Below are 26330 nucleotides of genomic sequence, written 5' to 3' on the forward strand. Positions count from 1 at the left end.
CGAAATGTCAGCTTCGTCCGCATCGCAGTCGTACACGCCGAGTGCCGCGAATAACCGCTTCGAGCCCAAAGCGGTCGGATTCAGTCGTCAAATCGGTGACTCATATTGTTTGGAAAACTTGGCGCTCAATCCAAGGCCGGCACCAATTTTCTTTTCCACCTGAGATCATCGCGATGCTAGACTCAGATAAATTTCGCCTAACAGAGCATTGAAAAGCTATGACCAAACTGAATGTTACTCGCCGCACTGCAATGACTATCCTTGGCAGCGCGTCGATAATCGCGATTTCCAATGCCGCGTCTACTCAAGCGGCCTCGTCATTGCAGGATTTTGGAAGCCAGCTCCAAACACTGCCCGAGATCACTGTCTACTCAGCGCAGCGCGTAATCACCATGGAGGACAACGACCCGGCAATAAACGCTGTTGCCGTGGTCGGAGACCGTATTCTGGCCGCCGGTTCGCGCGACGAACTCGTTGATCGCATCGGCTCGCAGCCCTTTCGGTTGGACGATCGGTTCTCCGAGAAAGTTATTATTGCTGGTTTGATCGATCAGCATGTGCATCCTTTCCTCGCCGGATTGACCCTGACCTCCGAGATCATATCGATCGAGGATTGGAACATTCCGACTGGCTTTTCGGAGGCGGCAAAGGACGCGGAGGACTATCGATCGCGGTTAGAAGCTGCCGAAGCGGCTATGGACGATCCTGACGCCTTGCTGCTCACATGGGGGTACCACCACTTCTTTCATGGAGAAATCAGGCGTACACAACTCGACAAGATTAGCAGGACGCGTCCAATCATTATTGTTCACCGGTCGGCGCACGAGCTTATCTTGAACACGCCCGCGTTGGAGATGCTGGGCGTCACACAAGAGTACGTCGATGGTTTTGATGGCCTCGCCCGCGAGCAGTCGAGTTTCGAAGACGGTTACTTCTTCGAGGCAGGAATGTTCGCCGTTCTTCCCGCAGTCGCTCCAGTGTTTTCAACACCGGAACGTTTGGGCGCCGGTCTTAGGCTGGCGCGCGAGTACATGCACCGTGCCGGTGTTACTGTTGCCGCTGAACCGGGAGGCGTATTGTCTCGACCTCTTCAAGAAGCGACGAACGCCGTCTTTTCCGGGCCAGACGCGCCGCTTAGGACATACTTCATAGCCGACGGCAAATCACTGGCTGCGATGCACTTTCAAAGTGGTTCGATGATTGAGGAGACCGAAAAGCTGCTGGATTGGGGTGAAGGCAAGACGGCTTTCATGCCGAAACAGGTTAAACTCTTCGCCGATGGCGCTGTTTACAGTTTGGCCATGCAGGTCTCGGAGCCTTATGTGGGCGGCGATTTTCACGGCGAGTGGATCATGCAACCGGACGAGTTCAATCCCGTATTCGATGCATACTGGGATGCAGGTTACCAAATACATGTTCACCAGACCGGCGACCTTGCCGTGGACTTGATCTTGGACGCTGTTGAGCGAAACATGCGCCGGATGCCTCGAGCCGATCACCGCACGACATTGGTTCACTTTGGTTATGCGAGAGAAGATCAAGCAAAGCGGATTGCTGAGCTGGGCTGCATCGTCAGCGGAAATCCATATTACGTAACGGCGCTGTCAGATCGATATAGCGAGCTTGGACTTGGTCCAGAACGTGCAGATGACATCGTGCCCCTCGGGCCAATAAAGGCTAACGGCATTCCGATCTCATTTCATTCCGACGTACCAATGGCTCCCGGTGAACCGCTATTCCTTGTTTGGGCAGGGGTAAACCGAACAACACTCTCAGGCCGCGTCGCTGGCCCGGAACACCGCTTGGTGGTCGAAGACGCTCTGCGGGCTGTGACCATTGACGCTGCCCAATCCCTTCGATTGGAGGATGAAGTTGGCTCCATCGCTCCCGGCAAGTTGGCGAACTTCACCATCCTTGAAGAAGACCCATTCGAAGTGGAAGCTGACAAGATAAAAGACATTGGTGTCTGGGGGACTATCCTTGAAGGTGAATTATTTCCCGTGTCAGATGACTTCGATCTCGACCGCGCTTCATTATCGCCGCCACGGGATACAATAAATCCGCCAAAAAAGCCGCTGTACGCGCTTGCTGACGTATCAGGCATCGCAACGAAAGGCATGCTTGCTGGATGCTCGTGTTGCGCTTCACCAGTAGCTCAGTCGTGCACGACATCTGCTGCGGGACAAGTCTCGGCAGTTAGCTGTTGCGGCACCAACGCGTTGGGGTGGGCCGTCGTATCCGAATGGGCCTCCAAAGTTTAGATTGGAGCCAGGCTGAGATAGCGTATTCAAATATCCGAAATGTCCGCGCTGCAGTCATTGATGCACCATGCGGCGAATGGCGGATCTGAGCCCACTTTGCCGAATATCTGTACTGCAGCTAAAGTCCGCTTTCCGGGAACAGGCGAAATTGCCCCTGAGATTACGGTCCAAAGGAGACATCCACCAACTCGCCCGCCGCCGCACCGCAGCTTCACCGAAGTGGCCATTCAACTATCACGCAGCGTTCTTCTCGGCGAACGGCGGCAGCGCGGAAAACGTGTGAAATTTCTTAGCCAGTTCCGAATGGCGGAAGTCAGCGCGTAGCTTTTGCATCGAAATCGAGGTCGGGCGGCATGCCGTCATTCGTTGCATGGGCATGGCGCTCCAGTGCAAAAGCTGGAAGCGGACATTCAGCCGACTTAGTGTGGCCTTTCGTTGCAATTGCCTGCAATTCGTTCCGGGCCCTGAACAAAGGTTTGCCAACTTTCAAGCAAAGGTATGGGGCAGTTAACCTGGCTACCGGGTATCTGAAATCGCAGCCAAGATTGCTTGAGCGGCTTGGTCTGTACCCGAGTTAGCTTGCATTTGCCCGGAAAATTCTTTCAACCGCCCCTGCATATCGTGGTCTTCCAGCAGTGCCATGATCTCAGATCTCAGCGTTTTAGCGGACCAGTTGGCGCGGTTGACGCGACGCCCGACACCGGTCGCCTCCGCCCTTTGGGCGTTATCATGGCCATCCCAGCAGTAAGGTATGACCAGTGAAGGTACACCATGATACAGCGCCTCGCAGAAGCTGTTATTGCCACCGTGGTGGATGAACAACGCGGAGTCCGCAACGACTGAAGGCTGTGGGAACCAATTGCCCAAATAAACATTGTCGGGGATGTGATCATAGGACTCCTCAAAGCCGCCGACATTGACAAGAAACCGGGCAGGAATGGTTGCAAACACGTCGATCATTCTTCGGATTAGATCGGTATCGATGGCACCGAGCGATCCAAAGCTGGTGTAGATCAGGGGACCATTGGTGACAGGAAAGTCAGGCAATTCGAAATGGGTTTCCTGCCGGACGCAGCCCTCAAGAAAAACGAACCTGTCTTCTGGCAGCGGTGCCTCGCGCTCGTAGCGAACAACGCTTGGTGCCAAGAGCAAGTTCAGCGTTGGCGAAGGCTCTAGAAAGGTGCCTGCTGCAAGCGGGGGAAGCCCGCGTTGTTTTCGAAAAGCATTGTATCGGGTGTGCGCGGCGCGCGTGCTCTTGTCATATGCCTTTTTGAAACCAGCGCATTCATCGTTGTCTTCGGCCTTAAGCCCGGAAAGGTAAGGTGGCACCAGAGGGTCGGAAATCTCGGTTTCCGCACAAGACACGACGCGCACCCAAGGGCATCCGGCTTTTGCAATGGCCGGAAACATAATGACGTTGTCCAGAAGAATTGCGTCCGGCTTAATCCGATCAAGAAGCACTTCAAGATCATGCTCGACCGCAATTGCGGTGTCCACAATGGCCTCCCAAGTCGGCGAGACATATGTGGATAACTGCTCCTTTGAATTGAGATTGAAGTGCGGAAGGTGAGTGGTGATGAAGCTTTGCCAATAGTCCTCAACATCTTCTCTGCTGCTTTTAGGAGATTGCGGCAGGTGGTATTCTTTGAAGCCGTACTCCGCGAATACTCCGGTAAAGCCAGGGTGGCAGATAAACACCGGGTTGGCGCCACGCTGGTGCAGTTTCTGGGCGATACCGACGCAATTAAGGCCAGCGCCAAACCCGGCTTCCGGGAACAAGGCGATTGTCGGTCTACCAGTCACGCGCGAGGCCCTCTCATAAGCGGTGGAATGCCGCGGTTCGCGGCTTCGGGCCGGCGGATGCGAGATCGCCGCAGATGGACGGTTATCTGGTCGGCAGCCAAATCGAACTGGTTGCGCTCAAGACTGTCCAGGATTTCCAGATGTTCCACCATGGCTTGCCTTAAACGGAAATCTGTCATCGAGCTACCGCGTCGCGACACCTTGCGCAATCGGTGATGCGCTAAAAGGCTGCCGCGGATAAACCGATTACCGGAACACTGTGCAATGAGGATATGAAATTCATTGTCGATCCGGCGGAAACTACCGGTCGTGACGCGCTCTTCGCTCGCGCCCAGAAACTCCTCGATCTGCGCACGCAGCAGACCTGCGCGCTTGATATCCAGTGAGAAACCGGGCGCGAGAACCGCCTGTGGTTCCATTGTTAGGCGGAAATCGAAGCTCTCGTCGACCGACTTGGGCGAATCAATCATCGGCTGAAAGGCCCAGGCTCGTCCAGGCAGTTGAGTTACGATTCCGTCTTGTGATAGTATTTTTAGAGCAAGTAGTACCGTATTTCGAGATACGCCATAACGGCGAGAAAGCGCGCTTACTGATTGCACCTCATCGATGCGGCGCTCCGCCCTGTCTGACAGAATGCGGCGCGCCAGAGAATCCTCAGCCTCTTCCAGGGCCTGAAGGGCCTTCGTGGCCTGGTTGGCGGCATCCACCGACAAGAAGTAGCCCTCCTCCTGCCTGTGCTCTAAAATATCATTACCTTCCAGCATCTTAAATGCTGATCGAATTGGTGTTCGCGATACGCCGCACGCTTCTGAAAACGCTAATTCGGGAAGGTGGTCACCAGGCTTCAAGCCTCGCTCCAGCGCAACGCTCAGGATCTGTTTTGCCAGCGCCAAATGACTCTGTCTGGTGTTGCGCCTAACTTCCGGCATTTCTTGCGTTCCCTGCTGAAGCTTCGTGTTGACCTTTCGCCCATTGCGAAAAAGAACAGCGAATACAGTTTGACGTATTTTTTCTTTTATTAATACTGGAAGGCAAGGCGGTAGACAACAACCGCTTGTAACAACCCAAGACGTGGCTCGTTTTCAAGGCGGGCGATGATCAATGGCAAACAAGGAGGATTGGAATGTTTCGACATTTCCCGAAGACACTCACTGCAATCGGACTCGGCCTTGCTTTCGGTGCGACAGCTCTGTCGGCTGAAGGGTTGGTGATATCGAATTGGGATGGCTACATGGCGCCCGATGCAGTCGACAAGTACAATGCTGCCAGCGGCAACAGTGCAGAACTCGTTTTGCACGGCACCAACGAAGAAATTATGGGCAAGCTGATCGCCTCCAAGGGCAAAGGGTATGACGTTGTTTTCGTATCCTCGCCGTTTGCCGAAGTTTTGCACAATCTCGGGCTGGCCGAGGATCTGGACCACGCAAAAATCCCGAACATGGCCAACCTTTATGAACAAGCGACCAAGCTTGAGCATGATCCGGGAAACACGTTCTCGGTTCCTTATGCCTGGGGGACCACCGGCCTTTGCTATCGTTCTGACATTGTGACTGATGCGCCGGATAGCTGGATGGACCTGCTGGCACCTGACGACAGTATTCGGGGCAAGACGACCATGCTGGCCACTGATCGCTGGTTGCTTGGGGCCGGGTTCCTGGCCAAAGGGTATTCCGTGAATGAAACCGACGCAGGCAAGCTTGGAGAGGTCCGCGATCTGCTGATCGAGGCCAAGAAAACCCTGCTGGCCTATGACGACGCTACCTTCTATGCCAAGCTGGTTTCCGGCGAAGCCGAACTGGTGCACGCCTGGGACGGCTGGTGCAACTATGGCATTGCCGAGAATGCGGACATCAAATACGTGATCCCAAGCGAAGGTTCCGATCTTTGGGTCGACACCATGGTGATTCTGAAAAACTCCGAAAACAAAGACGCGGCTTATGCGTTTGTGGATTTCATCCTGGATTCGAAAAACCATGGCTGGGCTGCGGAAAACATCCTTTACAAGGTGCCCAATGAACCGGCCATGACTGCGCTGTCGGCTGACCTGATAACCTCGTTCCCGAATATGGGCATAACTCCGGACGCATTGGTTGGTTATGAGCAACTGCGTGACGTCGGCGAGGCAACGCGCGCATACGCCCGCACCGTCTCAGAGATCAAGGCCGCGAACTAACGCCTGAATCGATTGAACACTGCACCCGGCACCGGTTGGTGCCGGGTCGCCTATCGCTAGACCCTTCTGCACACCCCAGCCATGAGATACAGATGACGGATCGGAAATCACTTTATCTGATGACACCGGCGCTGGCCTGGTTGACGGGTCTGATGGTGATCCCTTGCCTGCTGATCCTGGCGCTCGCCTTCTTTCGCCGGGGTATCTACGGAGGCATTGAATACACTTTTACTTTGGAAAACATCTGGCTGGTCTTTGATCCGCTTTACGCCGGTATTTTCCTGAAATCCGCGATCATTGCCGGGCTGTCAGCTCTAATTGCAGTGATCGTGGGCTATGCGGCGGCTTATGCCATCGCTGCGGCACCCGCCCGCCGACAGCCGACCCTGCTGTTCTTTGCTGTCCTACCCTTTTGGTCGAACTATCTGGTGCGCACCTATGCCTGGATTGTGTTGCTGAACCGCGAAGGTCTGATTGCGTCGGTGGTGCATTCGCTTGGGTATGACGGGGAATTGCCGAAGTTGCTTTATACCGAAACTGCGGTGGTGGTTGGGCTGGTCTACAATTACCTGCCTTTCGTGATCCTGGCCTGCTATGCGCCGCTGTCCCGGCTGAATCCGGAAATCACCGAAGCCTCGCGTGACCTGGGCGGATCAGGCTGGACGACATTTCGCCGTGTAACATTGCCGATGACCGCCCCAGGAATTGCAACCGGGTTTGTATTTGTCTTTGTCCTGTCGATTGGCAACTTTGTAACCCCGGCCCTGTTGGGTGGTGGCCAGTTCCAGATGATCGGCAATCTGGTTTATGCCCAGTTCCTCACGGCCAACGACTGGCCCTTTGGGGCCGCGTTGTCGATGTTCCTTATCGCGATCATGATGGGCTTGCTGACACTTCAAACCTTTGCCACCGAACGCGCGTCCGGTGCCCGACACGAGGACACCTGAGATGCGAATTCAGGCCAATCCCCGTCTGATGCTAATGATCCTGTCAGCAGTTTTTGCCTTCCTGTACATTCCGATTTCGGTTCTGTTCGCGCTGTCCTTCAATGAAGGCGGCCTGCCGACCGCTTGGACCGGGTTTTCGGTCAAATGGTATGGTGAGTTGTTCGCCAACGAAGATATCATCGGGGCTGCGCTCAATACTCTGATCGTTGCTTTGATCTCGACGTTGTTGGCTACGGTTCTGGGCACGCTTCTGGCCATCGGAGTCGAAATTCGCCGCCGCAAGGGGCGGTTTCTCGAAACCATCATTTTCGCTCCGATGATCATTCCTGACATCGTTCTGGCCATCGCGCTTCTCAGCTTTTTCTCCATGCTAAACGTCACGATGGGGCTGCATACGGTGATCGTGAGCCACGTGGTGTTCAATCTGGCCTTTGTCTGTTCGGTTGTCCGTGCACGGCTCAAAACGTTTGATTGGTCAATCGTTGAGGCCTCTGCCGATTTGGGGGCGTCAACACCGATCACCCTGCTGCGCGTGGTGCTGCCTGTGATGCTGCCTGCGGTAATCGCGGGGGCTCTGCTTGCCTTCACACTGTCGGTGGATGAATTCATCATCGCGTTCTTCACGGCGGGGGCCGGGCGGGATTCAATCACATTGCCAATGCAGATCTTTGCCATGATCCGCTTTGGTGTCACGCCTGAAATCAACGCACTGGCCACAATCGTGATGACGCTATCCGTCATCGCGCTGGCCGTGTCACAGCGCCTCAATCGCGGAGGGCTTCCGGGACAATGACCCAAACCTTGCTTTCGCTGCGGAACATCAAGAAACACTTCGGTTCGGTGCATGCTGTCGCAGGTATCGACCTTGATATCCATGAAAACGAATTCTTTGCCCTACTTGGCGCGTCGGGCAGCGGCAAGACCACGTTGCTGCGGATGCTGGCAGGGTTTGAGATGCCGACATCAGGGACAATCGAGCTTGACGGGCAGGACATTTCAAACACCTTGCCCAACCATCGCCCCGTGAACCTGATGTTCCAGTCCTATGCGTTGTTTCCGCATATGAGCGTCGCACAAAACATTTCCTATGGGCTTGAAATGGAGAAGCTGCCGCGGGCAGAGATCAAGACGCGTGTGGTCGAGATTCTGGACGTGATCCAACTGTCGGATCTGGCGAATCGCAAGCCGGATCAATTGTCCGGTGGTCAACGTCAGCGGGTTGCCTTGGCGCGCGCCCTGATCAAACGCCCCCGACTTTTATTGCTGGATGAACCGCTGGGCGCGCTGGATAAGAAACTGCGCGGCGAAATGCAGCTCGAACTAAAGCGGATCCAGCACGAATTTGGCATCACCTTCATCATCGTCACCCATGATCAGGAAGAGGCCCTAGTGATGGCGGACAGGATCGCCATTTTGCAAGACGGCAAGCTTTTGCAATGCGGCAGTCCGCACGAAATTTACGAGCATCCGCAAAGCCGGTTCGCGGCGGATTTCATCGGTGTGATGAATTTTGTGCCGGTGCGATGTGTTGGCAGCGATCTGATCGCGCTGGACGGCAGCAAGATCATCGCGGAACTGGATGACAGATTTGCAGATCGCAGCGAGGCGGTTGCGGCCGTGCGCCCGGAACGCCTGCGTCTGGGAGGGCAAGGTGAAGAAAACAGCATGACTGGCAAGGTCAGTGCCTTGGCCTATCACGGGCTTGATTTGCAATTGCATCTGGACACGCCGCTTTCTGCCAACCCGATCATGGTTCGCGTAACGGCCGACGCCGCCGAAGGGCACCCATTATCGGTTGGCGACGACATCACTGTGGGATGGTCAGCCAAAGACACACGGGTTTTTGCCGCCTGAAGCGGCGCACAAATAACAGGCTGCCGCAAAGTGGCCAGACACAACAGAGGAGAACACCATGGAACAGAAAACCTTTGCCTTCTTTCCCGAGGCGGCCTTTGGGCCAGCGCTAAACTCGGTTGGTATTGCGCAGGCCGTCGAGCGCATGGGGCACAAAGCTGTGTTCCTGTCCGACCCGGGATTTGTCGATGTTTACAAGGGCTATGGATTTGAAGCCCACCCTGTGAACCTGTCCGAGCCGATGCCAGCTGAGCAGATGGCCAAATTCTGGGAAGACTTTATTAACGGTCATATCCCGAATTTTCGCAAAGCCCCGATCGACCAGATTGATAACTACGTAAAGGAGTGTTGGGAGGCGATCGTTGATAGTGCCAAATGGGCGCAAAAAGACCTGCCGGGTATTCTTGCCAAGATCAAACCGGATGTTATTTCCGTCGACAACGTCATCCTGTTTCCAGCCATCAAACAGCATGGGGTTCCGTGGGTGCGGATCATTTCATGCTCGGAAAACGAGATCGAGGACGATGCGATTCCGCCGCATCTGTCGGGCATGTCTGTAAACGACACCGAAGGTCACGCCGCGTTTCGGGCAAAGTTCAACGAGGTGATCAAGCCGATCCACGATGATTTCAACGCCTTCCTGGCCGACTGCAACGAAGACCCTTATCCGATCCCACAGTTTTTCGAGGCCTCGCCTCATATGAATCTGCTGCTCTATCCCGAGCAGGCGAAATATGATCGCCCTGTGCCGTTGGATCCGGCGCAATTCCAGTATCTTGAAGGCTGTGTGCGCCAGGATGATCCCTACGTCGTGCCGACCTTCAAAATGAACAATGACGGCCCGCTTCTTTACGTATCGTTTGGCTCGCTTGGGGCGGGAGATACCGATCTTCTCAAGCGGCTGATCAAACTCATTGGAAACAGCCGGTACCGGGCGTTGGTGAATGTGGGCGACTACAAAGACGAGTACAAGGACATTCCTGACAACGTGATTATCGACGGCTGGTTCCCGCAACCCTCGGTGATCCCGCAGATGGACGCCGTTATCCACCATGGTGGCAACAACTCGTTCACGGAATGCCTCTACTTCGGTAAACCGGCGATTATCATGTCTTATGTCTGGGACGGTCACGACAATGCCATGCGGGTTCAGGAAACCGGTCACGGGTTCCGCTCGGATCGTTACGAGTGGACCGACGACGAGATGATCGAAAAGATCGAGGCCTGCCTGAATGACGAGACGATGGCCGCGAAACTCAAGGCGACATCGGCGCATATGCAATCGCAAAATGGCCAGGAAAAAGCAGCAAGTCTTCTGGTTCAATTGGTGGAGAACAACGCGTGACCAACCTGGTATCATCGGCGCCCCATATCCATGAGGCGACCCGCTATGACGACTTGTTCGATTGGGGGCCACAGCCGGACATGATCGAAGGGCAGTCTCATTCCACGGGCCGCCTTTTGCACAAAGGTCCGGACAATTCGCCGGAAACCGGCGTCTGGGTGTGCACACCGGGAACATGGCGCATCAGCGTGCCACGAGACGAGTTCTGCCACTTTGTCGAAGGTCACGTGATTTACCGGCGCGATGGGTCGGACGAAGTCATTGAAGCCTCTGCCGGTACCTGCGTGCTGTTTCCCGCAGGCTGGGAAGGCACGGCCGAGATCACCGAAACGCTCCGCAACATTTACATGCTTGTCTGAACAGGAATTGGGATCATGAAAGCACCCGTTATGCGCAACCCGCTTCAGGTCACCGACACGGTGGACTGGGGCATCATCCCGACCATGATCGAGGGTGAAAGCCACACCTCGGGCCGGGTTCTTCACAAAGGCCCGAATGGCGAAAGTGAATGTGGCCTGTGGATTTGCACCCCCGGAAAGTGGGAGTGCCATGTCACCAAAGATGAGTTTTGCCACTTTCTTGAAGGGCGCTGTACTTACGTTCACGAAAGCGGCGATGTGATCGAAGTGACACCCGACACAGCGGCGTTCTTTCAGCAAGATTGGAAGGGTGTCTGTACCGTCCATGAAACGGTCAAGAAGGTCTATATGATCCGATGAACCGCCCACCGCCCGGAAACAAACACCTGACTGCGGCCCAGTTGTCGGCACCGGCAAGAGCCTTTCTAACCCGTCACGGGTTGGAGAGGTTCGCGCTAGAGAAGTTCGAGGCGGATTCATCGCCGCGGCGGTACTACCGTGTGAAGGGCGAAGGGCTGTCGCTGATGGAAGAGCGGCAGGATCCTGTCGGTTTTGCCGCCTATCTGCGTTTATCGCACCACTTGAACAATCGCGGTTTGTCGGCACCAAAGGTGTTTGGCGCGGATCCTTCCCATGGGCTGGCTCTGGTCGAGGATTTTGGCGAAGGAACCTATGCTGCCTGTCTGGAACAGGGTCATGACGAAGCGGCGTTGTACCAGCTTGCAGTCGATGCATTGCTCCACCTTCACCATGACAGCAACGCCGCCAAAGTTGATCAGCTGAGCTATTATCTGACGGTGCATTTGGACGAGTTGAAGATATTCGCGAACTGGTTCGTACCGGCGGTTGCTCCGCAAGTCGATCCTGTGCCGTTTGCGCGGTCTTTTCTCGGGCTTTGGCGCGATGCGCTTGTCCCTGTGGCTACTTGCTTTGACACGCTCGTGCTACGGGATTTCCACGTCGACAACCTGATGCATCTTGAGGATCGCACCGGGGTCGCGCGCTGTGGTTTGCTGGATTTTCAGCATGGTATTCTGGGGCCATGCGAATATGATCTGGTGTCGTTGCTTCAGGACGCGCGACGTGACCTTGGCCCCGGGCTGGAGACGCAGCTTCTCGAGCACTACGTGGCCAACGCGCCGGGCCATTTGGGTCCGGCAGATAACATTCGCAAGCGCTATGCCCTGCTGGGTGCGCAGCGCCACGCCCGAATCCTTGGCGTATTCGTCCGCCTCTTCCAGCGGGATGGCAAACCACGGTATCTGGAATTCATCCCCCGTGTTCTGGCTCAGTTCCAAACCGCACTTGCGAGTGCCCAATTATCTGAAATCGCATCGTTTCTCGACAGAGAATTGCCCGGTTGGGCACATAAGGCGCTTGATATTGGGCGTGAAATGCCAATCCAATCTAGGAGTGTCTGATGTCTGATGTTCTCGCCCCCTGTTTTTATCTTGCGCCTGGTTTCGTGCCGACCGAAGGCACCGAGCACATGGCCGTTGATCCAGCCACACTGGAGGACATCGGTGCTGTTGGCACCCCGTCCGACGCACAGCTTGATCACATCCTTGACCGGGTCAATGCCGCCCAGAAGGTCTGGTCAAAAATGGACTGCAAGACCCGTGCGGGCCTGATGCACGGCATAGCCGATGCCATGGAAAAGGCGGATATGAAAGACATCGCCGTCACCATGACGCGTGAAATTGGCAAGCCCTATCCCGAGGCGATTGGAGAGATTGCCAATATCCCACCGGTGTTTCGCTATTTCGCCGAGCTTGCCCGGGATGACGCCGGAAAGATCGCCGGAACCATGCAGCCCGGCTCGTTTCAGTTCCAGACCTATGCGCCCTATGGCGTATCTGTCCATATCGTTCCCTATAATTTTCCATTGATCCTGGGGTGTTGGACGATTGCGGCTTCGTTAGCCGCCGGGAATGGTATCGTGTTAAAGGCCGCGCCTGCCGGATCGTTGTGCACGCTTGCCTTCATGAAATTCTTTGATGGTCTGCCCGCCGACTTGGTGGCCTGCGTGGCTGGTGGGCCGGAAATTGGCAAAAAGCTGGTGGCCAGCCGGAAAACCCATGCCGTTGCCTTTACCGGGTCTGCCGAGGTCGGACGCCTGGTTGCTGCCGAAGCAGCGGGTCGAATGAAACCATTTGTCATTGAAGGTGGTGGCAACGACCCGATGATCGTGACCCGCAATGCCGATGTCGCCGTTGCCGCTGCTGCCGCAGTCACCGGTGTTTACTTGCAAACCGGTCAGGTTTGCACATCGACCGAGCGGATTTACGTTGATGACGCAGTGCATGATGATTTTGTCGAAGCCTTTATTGCCCGAGCACAGCAGTTGCGCATCGGCAATGGTCTGGGGGTTGCCGAGATTGGTCCACTTGTGTCTAAAGCCGCCCGGGACAAGGTTTTGAACTGGATTGAGCGCGCCAGGGCCAAGGGGGCAACGCTTGCTTTGGGGGGGAGCATCCCAGCCGACCTTCCAAAGGGGTGGTATCTTGAGCCGACGGTGATGACTGATGTGACACCGGACATGGGCATTCTGAACGAAGAGATTTTCGGCCCGGCCGTGTCAATCGTCCGAACGACGTCTTTTGACGAGGCGATCAAACTGGCCAATGACTCTGACTTTGGTCTTGGCGCCTGTATTTTTACCAACGATCTGGCCGAAGCCCATCAGGCGATTGATCAGCTCGAGGCTGGAATGGTCTGGGTCAACAATCCGTTGGTCGACAATGATGCCCTGCCATTCGGGGGCGTAAAAAGCTCTGGCATGGGTCGGGCTTTGGGGCGCAATGGCATTGACGCCTTTCGCCAACCCAAGATGGTTATTCTGGACCCGACCGCCAAAGAAGCAGACTGGTGGTACCCGTACCCGGATGATTGGTTTCTTGATGCTGGTGGGCGCAAGCATGTCTGATGTCAGCAAGGTCGATTAACGTGACGCGGCACACCGATTTCGCGTCGGCAAAGCCGTCGCCGTTTTGGGCGGAAACGGTCGTCGCGCAGATCGTAAGCCAGCCACTGGATTCGGAGATTTCTTGCGATCTTGCGATCATCGGTGGAGGGTTTACTGGGCTTTGGTCGGCGCTAAAAGCACGCGAACGTTTTCCGGATGCACGGATTGTGTTGCTGGAGGCGGGTCAGCTTGGCAACGCTGCCAGCGGGCGCAATGGTGGCTTTTGTGCGCCAAGCATTTCGCACGGGGTCACCAATGCGGTTGCCCGGTGGCCGGACGAAGCCGAAACCCTTGTTCGTCTGGGGCGCCAGAATCTGGATGAGTTGGAAGATGACCTTGCGCGGTATGGCATCGACGGTGAGTTCGAACGCGAAGGCAAGCTGAATGTTGCGGCTGCACCTTGGGAAGTCGACGGGCTCAGATCCATGCAGGCCGCCTATGCCCGGTTCGGAATCCAGACCGATTTCCTCGAGGGCGACGCACTCAAAACCCGCATGATCAGCCCAAAATACAATGCAGGTCTGTTTGAGCCCAACTACGCCTTGCTGAACCCGGGCAAAGTGGTCAGCGGTCTTGCCAAGGCCTGCGCCAGCCAAGGTGTCGAGATATTCCAGGAGAGCGCAGTCACCAATCTGTCTCTGCACCGCGATGGGCTGGTTCTTCGTACGACCAATGGTGTAGTGGTGGCCAAACAGGCGATCATGGCCACAAATGCTGCGGTGCCATTGGTCAGGCATTTGCGATCGCGGATTATCCCGATTTTCGACTACACCCTGATGACAGACCCACTGAGCCAGCAGCAGCTTCGCGAGATCGGGTGGTTGGGGCGTCACGGTATTGCCGACAGCGGCAATCAGTTCCACTATTCGCGAAAGACTGCTGACAACAGAATTCTTTGGGGTGGCTATGACGCGATTTACCATTTTGGCAGCAAGCGCGACGAGGCCTTGCATCATCGCCCGGAAAGCTATGCCCGTCTTGAAGCTAATTTCCGGGAAACCTTTCCGGCCTTGTCGGATGTAGGGTTCTCTCATGCGTGGGGCGGCATCATCGATACGTCGGCACGCCTTACTTTCTTTGCGGGTACAACCATGCAGGGTCGGCTTGCCTATGCGCTTGGCTTTACCGGCCAAGGTGTTTCGGCGACCCGATTTGCGGCCCTGACTATGCTGGATCTGTTACAGGATGTGCAAACCGAGCGCACAGAATTACGCATGACGCGGAGCAGAACTGTCCCGTTTCCCCCGGAACCGATCAGGGCATTGGCGGTGAAATGGGCACAAATCGATTTGGCCCGAGAAGACAGAACAGGGCGGCGCTCATTGTTCCTCAAAACACTCGACCGTTTTGGCATCGGGTTCGGGTCTTAAGACACTGATTGAATCGCTGATCAAGCCACCGTGAGACGGTAAAAACGGCGAAAACACCAGTCCGCAATCAACGAGGGAAGGATGACATCATCCCGCAAAATTAACCATCGCGACGTTGGAAACGCTGCACAGCGCAAGAATGGCAGATTCGGTAGGCTGCAATGCAGCATCGGATCACCACGCCGAACATAGGCAATGAGCCAGCTTTTCTTCTGCCACTGGCACCAATGAGCGCCACGCGCCAGCTCGTGCATAGCGTAGCAGCAGTCAGAATGGGCTCTCAACCGACTTGCGGCAGAGCGGCGATAGTTTCCGGTTCTCAGCAAATTGAATGTCAGTTTTGACCGTCCCGGCGTCGCTGGCTTGCACCCGCAGCGAATTCACGCCTCCGCCCTTTCAGCGTTTGGCTCCGTTACGGCCAGTTGAAAGCGGCCATTGAGCTTCTTGCGTCCAGGGTCCGGTTTGTCCGCAGAGCAGACGTTGAATGAATTCTGCTGAACGGCCGCATCGAGCCCACTTTGACCGATGCTGCTCGATGCCCCAATTACAGCAACGCGCAGAAAGCGGACTTTGCAAAGTGCAGCAGACTGCTCAAAGCGGGCATTCCTTCCAATAGCAGCGTATGCGGCGTGAACAGGAAGCAGACTTCACGGTTGCGCCCCGACAACTTGTGTCCTGATGAAGCTTCTTTTGTATCGTTTGATTGATCTTCCTTGATCGGTAGGATGAGTAATCCTTCAAAACTAATCCGGGGACTGGACAATCCTGATTGACCCCGAAAAGGGCAACGGCTGTATAGCTTGGAAACCCTTTGAAAATGAAATGACCGTTGAAATTGGCGCGGCACCCAATCAGGCGGGTGGCTTTTTTGCAGCCTCTAATCCGGCCTGGGTGCAAATCGAGGACGGGGCGACCGGGATCGTACAGTTCGATTTTGGTGATGCGAAATTCGAAGGCGAAGCGGTTGGGGTCTTCAAGAATGGCGTACCCGGTGGCTACGCCTTTTTCGACAACCCGGCGTTCGTGACCGAGTTTGGAAAACGCCAGAGTGTTACGATTATTGGCGAAAGCGGGGCCGAGGTGGAACTTGACCTCAGCGGGTCTGCCAAAGCCATTGAGGCCGTTCTGGAGTGCCAGGCCGAACAGCCAGAACCACTGAAGAATTAGGTATTATCGCAATTGATTGATGTCTGGCACACAGGGTCGCTTGTCGACAGGCATGGCATCAGCGCCTTCCGGGGCCTTGTTTCTCGACCCGCCCACATCCAGCTTGAACTTCGGCGATGAAAGCTGGCCAGTCACATCAAAGGGCCAGGCGCTTCGGGATAGGGGTTTGCCAACGCGCCGAGGCTCCGCTCTGAGCGCTATGCTATCGTTCAGCAAGTCCACTTGTCCTCTGGCCACCAATTGAACCGATCACCTCCTGAAGCTTCAATCGGCTACCGACCAATTGATGTGGTACAGCTTTGATTGGGCTGCGCAGGTTGAGGCAGTCGGTGAGCGACTTCCGTAGTACAGTTTTAGTTATCCTGGTAACAGTAAGGTTTTTGGGGCACACACAGAGGTTGCGCTCGCGCGTAAGTGTGCGTGTGCACTATCAGCAGATAGAACGCTGCCCAGGACCAGTGCTAGTGTTCTGATCGTGGTTTTTCTAAAGTTAGTATTAGACTTGACCATTTATTGAGCAGCGGTCTGCGCTGCTCGAGAAGGTCTGAGCGCTGATAGGCACGCTGCACGGCACCGCCGATGCGGTGGTCAAGCGACGTCTCTGCCAAGGTCCAATCTTGTCCAGTCTCAGCGGCCCAATCTCGGAACGATGAACGGAACCCGTGAGGTCGATACACAAGCTCACGACGATGCAGGAGCTTAGTCATGGCCATGTCGCTGATCGGCTTGCCTCTGCGTGCGCAGAACAAAAAACCCTCTCTGGCGAGCGGTTTGGCCTTCTCCACAACGCGCTGCGCCTCTTCGGAGAGTGGAATGCGAAACTCTTGGCCACCCTTCATGTTCTCGGCTGGCACGGTCCAAGTGTCATCGTCGAACTGATCGACGTGCGCGAGGCGTACCGGCGACGAGCGGCTGGCGGTCAGGATCAACAGCCGCAGCGCAAGCTCTGCTGTCTGTTCCCCAAGCGAGGCGTAGAAGGCCGGGACGTCGGCCCATGGCATTGCCGGGATATGCTTCACCTTGTGGCCCTGAGATCCGAGGAGAATGCGAGCATTTGGCACCACGGTAGCGTCCACCTCGCCGGGAAACTTGGCCGCCGCGTGGCGCATGGTGATGCCGAGGCGATCCATGGCTTTGGCTGCTGCACTTGTCTTTGCACGCCAGATCGGAGCCAGAGCGTCCCGCACCTCGACGGCGGTCAACTTGGTGACATCCTTCTTGCCGAGTTTGGGGATGATGTGGACTTTCACAGGCGACATCCAGCGACCAGCCTTGCCTTCGTTTTTTAGATCGCCCTTGATCGCCTCGAACGCCTCCTCGACCAATTCCTCGACTGTGCGGCCACCCTTGGCGCGTTCCTTCATCGGATCGTGGCCACGGTGTTTGTTGATTGCCAATTCGTCGCGCCGGTCTCGTGCCTCTTTGAGCGACAGCACCTCGACGGTTCCGAGGGACATCTCACGGCGTTTTTTGTTCTCGTCGGTGTAGCGGTAGAACCACGAACGGCTCGAACCTGTGACATACAAGTACAATCCGCGCCCATCAGAGTGACGACCATCCGGCAATCTCATCACTTGCGCTGCTTTCAACTTACCCGCCGCTTTACCCGCCATCTTGAACCTCTATGCACTGTGGTATCGTGTGGTCCTGTGAGGCACAGTTGGAGATAGGTGCTATGTGTTGCAAGGGTTTTTGTGCAATGGTGTGTTACAGCGTGGCAGTAGGTGGATGCGTCTCGACCGCACCACATAATTCATCTAGTTGTGTAATTTCAATTTATTATGTTGACGTGAACGATCTTGGTCCACCTTATGGCTTGTGTTTTGGTCATCAGCGCAACGTAGTCGCTTTCGTTGCTTCTGCACGCGCGAACGCTGATGCCTCCGATCGTCAATATGAGTGCCCGACAACTGTTCAAGTACATAAATGGCTTTCACCAATTACTGTTTGTCGAGGATGAAGTTCCACTGTTGATCAAGAGACTGTATGAGCGCGCCAACGAAACTGGCTGCAAGACCCGTTGAAATCACGTGAAGCATGTAAAGTCACTATCCGGGCAACAGGTTCACTATTGGCAAAATTCTAGAAAGGTGGATCACAGATGGTGACGCGCACAAACCGCAAATCGGCCAGCAAGTTTTTCGGTTGTTCGAAGTACCCAAATCGCAAAAGCACTTGAAGTATACAATAAGTCAACAGAATTTTTTCACGAAGCAACCGCAATATACATTGCTTGTACGCGTTTTTTGTTAAATTTCGACAACATGGCTTTCCGCCTAACCACTTTCACCTTCCGGTCTGCTGCCATCCCAAGCTCCAAGAGGGTCACGTATCCGCTTGTCAGTTGGCCCATGTGCGTTGGAAGGCGGGTGGCATAGGCATTTTTTGCACAACTTACCCTGTTGCCGCCTGAATGCATGTTTGTAAGCCAAAGTTGGCCAATCAAACATTTTTTGTTGACCGTTTCCTACGATTCTTGTTTCACCGACATACCGAATTTCCGGTTCGCGCTCTGCCGCAATTGTGGGGCTGATTTGCCGCGAAAATTGAGATTGCATGCAAGACGGGCTTAAGAGCTGTCACGTCCATGCAATATGAGTTGGGCGGCAAAGTTTGCGTGAATTAGTTCAAATAGAGTGTGCCGAATCGATGAAGAAGCCGAAACTGTTGACAGTTTGGTGGTGATTGGCTTCTTTGTTTCCGATTTCCATCATTTAGAGCAATTGAAACGAGCAAAATACAGGATATTCTCGGTGCTTGGATAGTTCATCCTTTAGAATGGGTGTTGTGATATCGCGGCCTGCAAGTAGGAGGCCTTTTTGCCGAAAGTTGTAAATCTACTGCATCTTCGGAAGTGTTTTGGGTAACGAGTGTGCTGTTCTGATCGTATGATCGGGACAGCATTTTCTATTTTTGGAGTTGCATTGGCAATATGCAGGCTCCCTCTTTTTACCACAGGCGGTTTCGAGTTTGCCATGAAGTCATGTAATTTTGAGGCTAGCTTTACTGCGGAAGACCCGCTCTGAAACCGTGGGATCCCTTCGAAAAAGTATGGTGATATGCCATCGAACTTGCCCAGTGGGATTCGGCTAAAGTTGCTTGGATTGCATGGCGCAGGGTAGTGAGGTGTGCTCGTCTCCGGCGGAACCTACTTCATGCCCGTTTATCGCGGGAAGCATAATAAAAAACTCTGTGCCTTCACCAAGTTTGCTTCTATAGTCTATTTCTCCTCCAAAATGCTCCACAATTTCCTTTGAAATGTGCATCCCGAGCCCTGTACCGCCTGCATGACGTTCATCGGAAGAGTCGATCTGGGAAAAGCGATCGAAGACTTTGTCCTGACACCCCTCGGGTATCCCGATGCCGTGGTCTTTGACGAAGAGGCGAATCTTCCCATCGACTTTTTCGCATCCGACGGTAATCTCGCCTCCATCAAGGGAAAATTTGGCTGCGTTGGATATCATGTTGGCCAACACCTGAAGAAGGCGGGACGCATCACCTTTAACGAACAGATCTTCGTTTCCCCTTATGTCCTCCACAATTTCTACGTTGTGAGCACTGGTGTACCCAGTGTTAACGGAAATCGCTTCCTGAACTAGCGTATTTATTTCAATAGTTCCTTCACGATAGTTCATTTCACCGGCCTCCATTTTTTGTATGTCCAGCACATCATTGATAAGTGACGCGAGCCGTTCGCTGTTTTTGCATGCTAAATGTATGAGGCTTTGCATTGATTCTGGAACTTCACCCAAAGCACCTGTGTTGATTAGGTCAAGTGACCCCTTGATCGATGTAAGAGGCGTACGCAGCTCATGGCTGACTGTCGATATGAACTGAGTTTTCGCAATGTAAGCCGCTTTTGTTCTTTCGTGCTCTGCTTTGAGTTTTTCGAGTTGTTCCAAATTCCTGCGGTAGAGCTTCAGAAACACTATCGAACAGTCGATCAGAAAATACATTACAAAGATAACGGTGAAGAAGTGCAGCCAGAGTTCAGATGAAAGCTCGGGGCGTTCGATCCAGATGTCCTTGACGACAATCAACATGAACGAAACGCCATACATGGCCAATCGGACAATCATCGCCCACAGAAACTGATGGTTGTTCATTGCTGCAAACAACGCCGCAGCAAACAAGAAGAACATTGGCGTAAAGTGACCACCGGCGGGTTGTGCGAAAGCAACTGAAACAGCATATAGGCAGATTGCGGCTGAGCTCAGGATCGTGTTTAACAGAATCCAAACAACCATCATACCTATTGCTTTGTGCTGGTTTGGCTTTAAGCGCGGTACGCGTTTGGCCAGCAATAAATCTTGCACTTCGCAAACGAGGATTGTCCCATAGAACAGCATGGCGTTAAAGGGGTCGAAGAAGAATGCAGTCAAAATGGTCGTGGCCAGATAAATAGCCTGCCGCTGCCACAGAAGCGCAAAGCTCATGGCAGTATAATCTATGATGTTTTGCAGAAGCCGGTTTTCCGTTTCACCGGAATCCCGGTCCGGCAGATTGGCGTCGATGGCTGTCATCCAAATGTCTTCGTTTTTCGCGCTTGGAAAGTACCAATACCGACATAATGAGGACTTAGTTGGTCCAAATTGGGTTCACAGTTTGGCACCAATCCTTTGAAGCCCATCGCGATTGTTGGGCGCTTCACGCAAGTTTTTGGTATAGGAGACCGCAAATTTTTTGCACAATTGCAGAGAAAGGTACCCAAAATCGAGGATCTCGTTGCTAAGTGGGAATTTTTTCACCTTAATGTGTCCGAAAGAAGGGATAATTCTAAAAGGGTTGGGGTTTGACTGCAGTTGAAATTACGAAGTTGAGGCAGGGTACTGTCGCTCCTGTTACCGCTAGGCTTGCGACAAAGCCGGTGACACTGCTTCAGTTTGCAAGGTCAGCTGGCCGCAACATGTTCGAAGTCATCCCGGCAGAAACTCTGCGTGAAACTTATGTTCGTGGTCCTTTGAACATACACTATATCTGCGATCCTGAAATGGTAACCGAATTACTCGTCGGCCAGGGCCGTTCGTTTCCCAAAGCCAAGTTCACCAAAGACATTATTGGATCGGCTGTAGGCAACGGTCTAATACTCTCAGAAGGGGAAAAATGGCGTCAGCAGAGGCGAAGGTATTCTCCATTGTTCGCCGCCAGAAACCTTCCGGTTCTGGCTCGGCATTTTGCAGAGACTGGTGTCGAGATTGCAGACTCATTGGCGGAACACGAAGGCCCCGTGGATATTGCACAAATTGCGCCTGCTTCAACATTGACGAATATTTCTAGAGTGATTTTTTCAGGTAATAAGGAAGTCAGTTCAGAGCAGGTACGAGTGGGGCTGATCAAGTATTTTGAGTACATTTCTGATCTGTCCCTTTTCGATTTAATGGGTTTGCCAAAGTGGTTGCCGCGGAAAAATTGGCTACGCAGCTTGGCCCCGGTTACTAATATGCGAGACCTCGCCAGACGGGTCATAGATCAGCGTCGGGCCGAAGGCCGTAGCGAGCCATTGGACTTCCTCGATTTCATGATTGAGGCGTTGAAAACCGATTTCGAAGATGAAGCTACAACTGTTGACAACCTTTTGACCTTTGTCGTCGCTGGTCATGAAACTTCCGCTAACGCATTGGCCTGGGGGTATTATCTGCTGGCCTTGCACCAAGATATGCAAGCAAGGGTTAGACAAGAAATTCGATCTGTTCGCCCAGAAGGCTTAGTGGAATTTTCGGACTTGGAGGCAATGCCACTCTTGCGCGCGCATGTTAAAGAGACGCTGCGGCTTTATCCCTCCGCCGCGTTTTTTGCCAGAGACGCAGCTGCGGACCTTGAAATTAAAGGGGTAAAGATCGAAAATGGCGATGCGTTGTTTTTCCCAGTTTACTCTTTGCACAGAAATGAAAAATTATGGGATGCTCCCAACGACTACCGGCCGGAACGGTTCCTGGGATTTACACTGCCTCGAGGTCAGTACATTCCGTTCGGAGAAGGGCCCAGAATCTGCATTGGCGCTCAGTACGCTGAAACTGAGATCATGGTGCTTATGGCTTCGGTGCTCCGTAGAATAAATTTTTCGACTACTGAGTCAGAAATACCGGAACCAGTTTTGACGTTCACCATGCGTACTAGTGGCCCACTCATCCTCAATGCCGAACGGGTTCGCGACTAAAGTTAATATCTAAACCCTAGTGCTCGACTTCTGTTCGAGGTCGGCCTTTGCCAAAGACAAAGCTTGCTACCGGCGAGTGAGGTAAGTGTCATCGCCGTACATTTCACGCAGGACGGTATCAAACAATCTATTGTTGACCATTTCTTTGCGATGCGGCGTGTGCTTCGAAATCGAGGGGCAGGTCGCAACAAGGCCCTTTCTGAGATTGGTCTCACGAAGGTTCACCATTTTAACAGCCATGTCCAAAGATGCGAATGCTCCAACCTTTGTAAATGAACGAAGCGATATCGGTGTACTCTTCACCGCGTTAAGATGGGCAGAGGCGCAACGGTTTCTGAGAACGGTCCTTAGTTCTTGGTTTAGAAAAGCTTCGGTTGGAATATTCTGGGTACGTTCCCGTCCATGTGTAATAACGAGAAAAACGCCGCTCCCTCGATAGGAATAGATTCCTCCGGCTGCCTGTGTTGTATTTTGAATGCAAAATCCAATGTCGGAAACAGCGCGCCGAAAATCACCAAATTCCCTCAGATCAAAATGGTACTCCGCATCGCGGAATTTGATTGCTGTTACCCAGGAGTCAAATCGGCGCCCCCGTGAAAGCTGCTCCACATAGTTGTCGAACTCGACATACCCCAAGCATTGCTCCTGCTCGTCGATGGACAGGGGGTCTTCGAAACTGAATTTCTGATTAAAATCCAGTTCACAACGAAGATTTTCTATCGACGCTGAAGAGGATTGGGTTTTCTTTCTCTCCATCATAAGAAGATGGGCGGCGTTCATACGGCTACGCAATTCAAAGAAGTCGAAGGGCTTAGTTATATAGTCAAACGCGCCTTCTAAAAATGCCCTCTCTATGTTCTGCCTGTCATCTAGAGCAGTTAACATTATGACAGGGGTTTCCAGATTGTCCGGCAAGTTTCGGATTTGTGAAAGCAACTCAATCCCAGTGGTTCCGGGCATCTGAATGTCAACAAGCAGACAGTCGAACGGGGATTCCGCTGCTTCTATCAGCCGAAGTGCTTCATCAGCTGAACTGGCTGCAACCACTTTGCAGTTTTCGAGTTCAGGAAGTGCTGATTGGAGCAATTTCAGAATGTCAGGATCATCATCAACCGCCAGTACTGTAAGCGCGGTCTTTCTTTGTGCTCTAAGCTCCAACTTTTTTTGAAACCGATCACTTTCGAATGTGGAATGTCTCATAACTTGTGAACCGCCGATATCCTCATAACGGGTTAAACTTATGAGGCAAGTGGGTCGAAACAGCGGCAAAATCGGAGAAAATCGTCGTAGAAAGGGGTTTTTTCTTGACCTTTATTTGGCGACAACGGCGTCAGCGAAGAGTTGCCTGTTATTGTTGTGAACTACCGTCGCATTCTCTTAACGTTATTTCTTCGGCAAATTTTTCGTGCCTAAGAGCAGTCTTCGACCGCAAAACTACGGAATGGAACAACGGTTGGAAGTCCAAGCATCAATTCTGGAAGCCCCACTAACATGCACAACAGCCGCGGTTTCCCAATAGCCTGGAAAACATTCATAGTTGCTATGAAATCTGCGTCGCGCGATCAGGACTACAAAAGATGCTCTAGTGGCTGAGTTGTTCCATTTACTTATGGATGTTGAACAAAACCGACTGACTGACGGTGCCATCGATGGAAAACTTTGCGCCGACAGGCGAGGCATTGACGCCCAGTCGCCGTGACCACCGTGCCCAGACTGAGGGGACGATGCCCAGTATGCTGGTTGCACCACCTTCCATCGCGACAGTAGTCATCTGGTGAAACAACTCCTGTTGAACCAGCAGCCTGCGTGACGATGCAACATCCTTTGCCACGAAGAAACGAGATGCTTCCCAAACAGAGTGCTTTACCGGGGCGTCAATGAATAGAACGTCAGATGGTATTCCTTTAAGGATACCTCTTTGCGCGTCGCGCAGCATATAACTATATACTCCGCATTCTGCCGTCGTGGGCAGAAGTCGCACACCTCCTAAAACTTCACCGAATTCATGCAACACAACCCATCGACAGGCTGGCGTGTCGTATTGGTCGAATTCCATCCCGTCAGCTTCACCAACTTGCCACTTTAACTGGTCAATGAAAATTGACTTTCTGGTTTCAAGGTATTTTGCCAGCAGGGTACCATACTCGTAAATATTGCGAAAATTTAGTGTAGCAGCGCGAATATTGCCAATGTCACCATGTGACGTTGGCGGACTGCTTTTGACAGCAAAAATTTCTAGTCGCGCCAAAGTATTTGGTGCGCCTGAAGTGCCGTTAGCAGGTGTCAGTTCCGGAATCCCCTCCGGGACCTGGTATGTCTGCTTATACCTGAGTGGTCGGTCCATATTTTACTCATATTTTTGACACACTTATGGCAAGATTCAGCCCAGCAAGTCCACAACCCTATGCGGTAGTTGCCCGAATAGATGGATAGGTGTGTCTAAATCTCCTCCCTCTCTTTGGCCGAGTTTGCTGACTGACCAATAACTTTAGAAAGTTCTTGGCTGTTATTTTCTGCCGCGGGCTTCATTTATTTCCCTGTGTCCGGCAACATTTTGAAAAAAGACAGCTTCTTTTGCGTTTTCCTTTCGAATTCACGATGGATCAGGCGTCGTGTCGCTGTCCGATAACGTTTCGAGGCAGCCGTGACGGCTGATAGGAGCAAAGTCAAAATGGCATCAAGAACTGGAGGGAATTACTTTTCAACTTGTGCACCCGCGCGGAAAAAATTGTGCAAATTAAAAAAATGCACAGACATAAGGAAGCCCGCCTTATGTCACGGTTTTGCCGCCTTCGTAAGAGAGGATGAATGAACCCTGAGTGTTTTATGCGCCAGCCAAACGTTGCCCTAAGTCTGCAATGCCCAACGTTTGGTGAGGTGCAAAAGGTTGGTGAAAAGTTATGCGTATACTTGCTGTAGACGACGACCCGAGCATCCTGGAGTTGCTAGATAAAGTTCTGGACGCGTTCGGCTATAAAGATGTCGTCACCGCCAGAAGTGGGCGGGAGGCCATTGAAATATTGTCGAGACCAAACGAAGCGTTCGACTGCTTGCTACTGGATGTGCAGATGCCGCAAATGAACGGCATTACTCTTTGCGAAGAAGTGCGAAAACTACCAGAACACACGTACACGCCCATTATCATGGTGACCGCCATGGTACAAAAAGAGTACATCGACGAGGCATTCGGAGTTGGGGCCACAGACTACGTTACAAAGCCTTTTGAGTTCTCTGATCTGAAGCAGAGGTTGTCCGACGCGTATAGGATGGCAGCGGAACGCAGAGCCGCAATCGAGGTGCTCGAAGCTGAAGCGGATTTTGAGTTGTGTTTTGACAATAGTCCGGACGTTCGCTTAAGTGACCCGCAATGTTTCGGAGAATTGCCCGGATTCATTGGGTTAGCTGAATTTGAGAACTACGTAATTCAGCTTTCAACGATGCACTCTATGGCTGCAAAACTTGTGGCGGTTAAATGCACAGGCGCCGAACAAATCTATAAGACGAGCACGGTCAGTGAATTCCGTAGTGCCATGACTTTAGCTGGCACAGCGGTTCTGTCATCTAATCAGGAAGGGCGTAAAGTGGCGACCTATTGGGGAAATGGCGTGTTCTTGGTGATCTACGACAATCAAATTAACTTGAGAGTGGACCAGTTGGGTGCTCCGCTTCCGGAAGCATTGAAAGATATTTCCGGTGATGCCACTTCAGGTCGGCCAATTGGCTTCCAGGTGAGCCAAGAAGTTATTCTTAAAGCCAAAACCAAAATGGAGGCGTTGTTCTTGATAGACAAGGCCGTCGAAATGGCTGAAATGTCGGAAGGTCGAGCGGCGAGTATCGGTTGAAGAACTGCAAATATCGATGATGTTCAAGACTAGGCTAATGGTGAAAAGGGCACGTTAAAACGCCCAGAATTCTTCATTTTGCGGGTT

The 26330-nt window shown here is 53.1% G+C and carries 21 protein-coding genes; 14 read left to right on the top strand and 7 right to left on the bottom strand.

The genetic code is table 11. The features are described 5' to 3' along the window. Positions 1–218: 218 nt before the first annotated feature. On the top strand, positions 219–2261 hold the full coding sequence (locus tag AC2FIB_RS01465) for an amidohydrolase (RefSeq protein WP_496841597.1): 2043 nt from the start codon (positions 219–221) through the stop codon (positions 2259–2261). A 234-nt stretch (positions 2262–2495) separates the two neighbouring features. Here the strand turns inward: AC2FIB_RS01465 and AC2FIB_RS01470 are convergent, their stop codons facing one another. The 3 genes from AC2FIB_RS01470 to AC2FIB_RS01480 all read right to left on the bottom strand — a co-directional run bounded on the left by AC2FIB_RS01470 (position 2496) and on the right by AC2FIB_RS01480 (position 4993). Continuing rightward, positions 2496–2633, bottom strand: a complete 138-nt coding sequence (locus AC2FIB_RS01470; RefSeq protein ID WP_496737279.1) for a hypothetical protein — start codon at positions 2631–2633, stop codon at positions 2496–2498. A 144-nt stretch (positions 2634–2777) separates the two neighbouring features. After that, positions 2778–4064: a nucleotide disphospho-sugar-binding domain-containing protein gene (locus AC2FIB_RS01475; protein WP_496737277.1), complete on the bottom strand. Its 1287-nt coding sequence runs from the start codon at positions 4062–4064 to the stop codon at positions 2778–2780. Then, positions 4061–4993, bottom strand: a complete 933-nt coding sequence (locus AC2FIB_RS01480) for a GntR family transcriptional regulator (RefSeq protein WP_496737276.1) — start codon at positions 4991–4993, stop codon at positions 4061–4063. The genes AC2FIB_RS01475 and AC2FIB_RS01480 overlap by 4 nt, the downstream gene beginning before the upstream one ends. Positions 4994–5187: 194 nt before the next feature. Between AC2FIB_RS01480 and AC2FIB_RS01485 the strand changes: the two genes are divergently transcribed. The 11 genes from AC2FIB_RS01485 to AC2FIB_RS01535 all read left to right on the top strand — a co-directional run bounded on the left by AC2FIB_RS01485 (position 5188) and on the right by AC2FIB_RS01535 (position 16244). Continuing rightward, positions 5188–6237, top strand: coding sequence for a polyamine ABC transporter substrate-binding protein (locus tag AC2FIB_RS01485; protein ID WP_496737275.1), 1050 nt, complete (start codon positions 5188–5190; stop codon positions 6235–6237). Between the two features lie 92 nt (positions 6238–6329). Beyond that, complete coding sequence (locus AC2FIB_RS01490) at positions 6330–7184, top strand: ABC transporter permease (RefSeq protein ID WP_496737273.1); 855 nt, start codon at positions 6330–6332, stop codon at positions 7182–7184. A 1-nt stretch (position 7185) separates the two neighbouring features. Then, positions 7186–7977 carry an ABC transporter permease gene (locus tag AC2FIB_RS01495; RefSeq protein ID WP_496737271.1) on the top strand — a complete coding sequence of 264 codons (792 nt, stop codon included), beginning with the start codon at positions 7186–7188 and terminating at the stop codon, positions 7975–7977. After that, the gene (locus AC2FIB_RS01500; RefSeq protein ID WP_496737270.1) at positions 7974–9038 is read left to right on the top strand and encodes an ABC transporter ATP-binding protein; all 1065 of its coding nucleotides are present in this window, start codon (positions 7974–7976) and stop codon (positions 9036–9038) included. The genes AC2FIB_RS01495 and AC2FIB_RS01500 overlap by 4 nt, the downstream gene beginning before the upstream one ends. A gap of 58 nt (positions 9039–9096) precedes the next feature. Beyond that, positions 9097–10383 carry a nucleotide disphospho-sugar-binding domain-containing protein gene (locus AC2FIB_RS01505; protein WP_496737268.1) on the top strand — a complete coding sequence of 429 codons (1287 nt, stop codon included), beginning with the start codon at positions 9097–9099 and terminating at the stop codon, positions 10381–10383. Then, positions 10380–10742, top strand: coding sequence for a cupin domain-containing protein (locus AC2FIB_RS01510; protein ID WP_496737267.1), 363 nt, complete (start codon positions 10380–10382; stop codon positions 10740–10742). The genes AC2FIB_RS01505 and AC2FIB_RS01510 overlap by 4 nt, the downstream gene beginning before the upstream one ends. Before the next feature lie 15 nt (positions 10743–10757). Next, on the top strand, positions 10758–11102 hold the full coding sequence (locus tag AC2FIB_RS01515; protein WP_496737266.1) for a cupin domain-containing protein: 345 nt from the start codon (positions 10758–10760) through the stop codon (positions 11100–11102). Then, positions 11099–12163 (top strand): aminoglycoside phosphotransferase family protein, encoded by a 1065-nt coding sequence (locus AC2FIB_RS01520; protein ID WP_496841602.1) that lies wholly within the window; start codon positions 11099–11101, stop codon positions 12161–12163. Before AC2FIB_RS01515 ends, AC2FIB_RS01520 begins: the two co-directional genes overlap by 4 nt. Beyond that, the gene (locus AC2FIB_RS01525) at positions 12163–13668 is read left to right on the top strand and encodes an aldehyde dehydrogenase family protein (RefSeq protein WP_496737262.1); all 1506 of its coding nucleotides are present in this window, start codon (positions 12163–12165) and stop codon (positions 13666–13668) included. Before AC2FIB_RS01520 ends, AC2FIB_RS01525 begins: the two co-directional genes overlap by 1 nt. Positions 13669–13688: 20 nt before the next feature. Further along, positions 13689–15077, top strand: coding sequence for an NAD(P)/FAD-dependent oxidoreductase (locus AC2FIB_RS01530; RefSeq protein WP_496737260.1), 1389 nt, complete (start codon positions 13689–13691; stop codon positions 15075–15077). An 822-nt stretch (positions 15078–15899) separates the two neighbouring features. Beyond that, positions 15900–16244, top strand: coding sequence for a hypothetical protein (locus AC2FIB_RS01535; RefSeq protein ID WP_496841604.1), 345 nt, complete (start codon positions 15900–15902; stop codon positions 16242–16244). A 461-nt stretch (positions 16245–16705) separates the two neighbouring features. Here AC2FIB_RS01535 and AC2FIB_RS01540 read toward each other — a convergent pair whose 3' ends face one another. Continuing rightward, the gene (locus tag AC2FIB_RS01540; RefSeq protein WP_496841606.1) at positions 16706–17857 is read right to left on the bottom strand and encodes a tyrosine-type recombinase/integrase; all 1152 of its coding nucleotides are present in this window, start codon (positions 17855–17857) and stop codon (positions 16706–16708) included. Between the two features lie 1476 nt (positions 17858–19333). After that, positions 19334–20767 carry a sensor histidine kinase gene (locus AC2FIB_RS01545; RefSeq protein ID WP_496732972.1) on the bottom strand — a complete coding sequence of 478 codons (1434 nt, stop codon included), beginning with the start codon at positions 20765–20767 and terminating at the stop codon, positions 19334–19336. A gap of 383 nt (positions 20768–21150) precedes the next feature. Between AC2FIB_RS01545 and AC2FIB_RS01550 the strand changes: the two genes are divergently transcribed. Next, positions 21151–22401: a cytochrome P450 gene (locus AC2FIB_RS01550; protein ID WP_496732973.1), complete on the top strand. Its 1251-nt coding sequence runs from the start codon at positions 21151–21153 to the stop codon at positions 22399–22401. A 66-nt stretch (positions 22402–22467) separates the two neighbouring features. Here the strand turns inward: AC2FIB_RS01550 and AC2FIB_RS01555 are convergent, their stop codons facing one another. Both AC2FIB_RS01555 and AC2FIB_RS01560 read right to left on the bottom strand, forming a co-directional pair. Next, on the bottom strand, positions 22468–23601 hold the full coding sequence (locus tag AC2FIB_RS01555; RefSeq protein WP_496841608.1) for a response regulator: 1134 nt from the start codon (positions 23599–23601) through the stop codon (positions 22468–22470). Positions 23602–24004: 403 nt separating this feature from the next. Then, a complete protein-coding gene (locus AC2FIB_RS01560) occupies positions 24005–24745 on the bottom strand; it encodes an acyl-homoserine-lactone synthase (RefSeq protein WP_496732975.1) in 741 nt (246 codons plus the stop codon). 556 nt (positions 24746–25301) lie between these two features. On the opposite strand from AC2FIB_RS01560, the gene AC2FIB_RS01565 reads away from it, so the two are divergent. Then, positions 25302–26243, top strand: a complete 942-nt coding sequence (locus AC2FIB_RS01565; RefSeq protein ID WP_496732976.1) for a response regulator — start codon at positions 25302–25304, stop codon at positions 26241–26243. Positions 26244–26330: the final 87 nt, after the last annotated feature.

The sequence above is a fragment of the Ruegeria sp. YTSA072 genome, from assembly GCF_059610285.1.

Coding starts and splice junctions, on each gene's coding strand:
- AC2FIB_RS01515 (WP_496737266.1), top strand. CDS start 10,758: ATGAAAGCACCCGTTATGCGCAACCCGCTTCAGGTCACCGACACGGTG.
- AC2FIB_RS01545 (WP_496732972.1), bottom strand. CDS start 20,767: ATGACAGCCATCGACGCCAATCTGCCGGACCGGGATTCCGGTGAAACG.
- AC2FIB_RS01505 (WP_496737268.1), top strand. CDS start 9,097: ATGGAACAGAAAACCTTTGCCTTCTTTCCCGAGGCGGCCTTTGGGCCA.
- AC2FIB_RS01465 (WP_496841597.1), top strand. CDS start 219: ATGACCAAACTGAATGTTACTCGCCGCACTGCAATGACTATCCTTGGC.
- AC2FIB_RS01555 (WP_496841608.1), bottom strand. CDS start 23,601: ATGAGACATTCCACATTCGAAAGTGATCGGTTTCAAAAAAAGTTGGAG.
- AC2FIB_RS01550 (WP_496732973.1), top strand. CDS start 21,151: ATGTTCGAAGTCATCCCGGCAGAAACTCTGCGTGAAACTTATGTTCGT.
- AC2FIB_RS01490 (WP_496737273.1), top strand. CDS start 6,330: ATGACGGATCGGAAATCACTTTATCTGATGACACCGGCGCTGGCCTGG.
- AC2FIB_RS01495 (WP_496737271.1), top strand. CDS start 7,186: ATGCGAATTCAGGCCAATCCCCGTCTGATGCTAATGATCCTGTCAGCA.
- AC2FIB_RS01535 (WP_496841604.1), top strand. CDS start 15,900: ATGACCGTTGAAATTGGCGCGGCACCCAATCAGGCGGGTGGCTTTTTT.
- AC2FIB_RS01560 (WP_496732975.1), bottom strand. CDS start 24,745: ATGGACCGACCACTCAGGTATAAGCAGACATACCAGGTCCCGGAGGGG.
- AC2FIB_RS01520 (WP_496841602.1), top strand. CDS start 11,099: ATGAACCGCCCACCGCCCGGAAACAAACACCTGACTGCGGCCCAGTTG.
- AC2FIB_RS01525 (WP_496737262.1), top strand. CDS start 12,163: ATGTCTGATGTTCTCGCCCCCTGTTTTTATCTTGCGCCTGGTTTCGTG.
- AC2FIB_RS01480 (WP_496737276.1), bottom strand. CDS start 4,993: ATGCCGGAAGTTAGGCGCAACACCAGACAGAGTCATTTGGCGCTGGCA.
- AC2FIB_RS01540 (WP_496841606.1), bottom strand. CDS start 17,857: ATGGCGGGTAAAGCGGCGGGTAAGTTGAAAGCAGCGCAAGTGATGAGA.
- AC2FIB_RS01485 (WP_496737275.1), top strand. CDS start 5,188: ATGTTTCGACATTTCCCGAAGACACTCACTGCAATCGGACTCGGCCTT.
- AC2FIB_RS01565 (WP_496732976.1), top strand. CDS start 25,302: ATGCGTATACTTGCTGTAGACGACGACCCGAGCATCCTGGAGTTGCTA.
- AC2FIB_RS01470 (WP_496737279.1), bottom strand. CDS start 2,633: ATGCAACGAATGACGGCATGCCGCCCGACCTCGATTTCGATGCAAAAG.
- AC2FIB_RS01500 (WP_496737270.1), top strand. CDS start 7,974: ATGACCCAAACCTTGCTTTCGCTGCGGAACATCAAGAAACACTTCGGT.